The organism is Arthrobacter sp. Cr_A7, from assembly GCF_029222765.1.
GTDB lineage: Bacteria > Actinomycetota > Actinomycetes > Actinomycetales > Micrococcaceae > Arthrobacter.
This window is the reverse complement of record NZ_JARHXQ010000285.1, coordinates 1-1,666: the sequence shown is the minus strand read 5'-3', so window position 1 is coordinate 1,666 and position 1,666 is coordinate 1. Positions and strand designations below refer to the sequence as shown.

2 protein-coding genes are annotated in these 1,666 nt (G+C 64.8%); one reads left to right on the top strand and one right to left on the bottom strand.

Going from position 1 to position 1,666, the window contains the following annotated elements; translation table 11 throughout:
* Positions 1-6: 6 nt before the first annotated feature.
* Positions 7-1,212: a glycogen synthase gene (gene glgA / locus P2Q66_RS16860; protein WP_275729973.1), complete on the bottom strand. Its 1,206-nt coding sequence runs from the start codon at positions 1,210-1,212 to the stop codon at positions 7-9.
* A gap of 102 nt (positions 1,213-1,314) precedes the next feature.
* On the opposite strand from glgA, the gene P2Q66_RS16855 reads away from it, so the two are divergent.
* The coding region (locus P2Q66_RS16855) for a sugar phosphate nucleotidyltransferase (RefSeq protein WP_275729971.1) at positions 1,315-1,666 on the top strand (352 nt) is incomplete at its 3' end.

Sequence of the window (1,666 nt, the reverse complement as noted above, 5' to 3'; positions counted from 1 at the left end):
CGGCGGTCAGCCCTGTGCCGGCAGCACCGAGCGGTACACCTCGAGCGTTGTTTCCGTGATGGATTCCCAGGAGAAGTGCTCCTCGGCGCGCCGCCGGCCCGCCTGCCCCATGGCACGGGCACGCTCGGGGTCCGACACCACCTCGGTGAGTGCCGCGGCGAATTCGCTGACGAACTTTTCCGGGTCCAGCGGGGTGCCGGTGCCGTCCGTCACCTGCTCCAGGTCCACGAGCAGGCCCGTCTTTCCGTGGTCCACCACCTCGGGGATACCGCCCGTGGCACTGGCAACGACCGCAGCCCCGCAGGCCATGGCCTCAAGGTTGACGATGCCGAGCGGCTCGTAGATGGAGGGGCAGGCGAAGGCGGTGGCGTGGCTCAGCACCTGGATCAGCTCATTGCGGGGCAGCATGCGTTCAATGAGCACGACGCCGGTCCGCTGGCTTTGCAGTTCCTCGATCAGGCGGGCGGTCTCCGCAGCAAGTTCCGGCGTGTCCGCCGCGCCGAGGCACAGGACCAGCTGGACGTCGTCGGGCAGCTTGGCGGCGGCGCGAAGGAGGTAGGGAACGCCCTTCTGGCGCGTGTTCCTGCCCACAAAGACGACGCTCGGCTTGGCTAGATCAATGCCCAGGGCGCGGATGGCGTCGTCATTCTCGTCACGGTTCCACAGTTCGACGTCAATGCCGTTGTGGACCACGCGGACCTTGGCCGGGTCAACGTTGGGGTAGCTGCGCAGGATGTCCTGCCTCATGCCCTCGGAGACCGCAATGATGGCCGCGGCGGCCTCATAGGCAGTTTTCTCAACCCAGGATGAGAGCGCGTATCCGCCGCCGAGCTGCTCTGCCTTCCACGGGCGCAGCGGTTCCAGGCTGTGGGCGCTCAGCACGTGCGGGATGCCGTGCAGGAGCGAGGCGAGGTGCCCGGCCATATTGGCGTACCAGGTGTGCGAATGGACCAGGTCCGCGCCTTCGACGTCCGGTACGATCCGCAGGTCCACCCCCAGCGTCTGCACGGCTGCGTTGGCTGAGCCAAGATCCTCCGGCACGGAGTAGGACGTCACCGCCGCGCCATGATAGTCGGCGTCGCGGGGAGCCCCAAATGCACGTACCTGCAGGTCAACGTGCTTACTAAGCACCCTGCTCAATTCGGCCACGTGGACCCCGGCGCCACCATAGATCTCCGGCGGAAACTCTTTAGTCACAATGTCTATTCGCACAAGACCCAAGGTAGTCCTTCACGCATAACTGTTCTAGTGTGAAGGAGTCCGGGCATGCCGGACTGTCTTGGGGAGTTACGAAGGCGTACAGGAGCGACCATTATGCCGTTGAACAAAAGAGTCCTGGCCATTGTCCTCGCAGGCGGCGAGGGAAACAGACTGATGCCACTGACGGCAGACCGCGCGAAACCGGCGGTGCCCTTCGCGGGAAGCTACCGCCTGATCGACTTCGCCCTGTCCAACCTGGTGAATTCCCGCTACCTGCAGATCGTGGTCCTGACCCAGTACAAGTCCCACAGCCTGGACCGGCACATCTCCGAAACCTGGCGTATGTCCACCCAGCTCGGCAACTACGTTGCCTCGGTTCCCGCGCAGCAGCGCGTGGGCAAGAGCTGGTTCCTCGGCAGCGCCAACGCCATCTACCAGTCCCTGAACCTGATCCATGACGCCAACC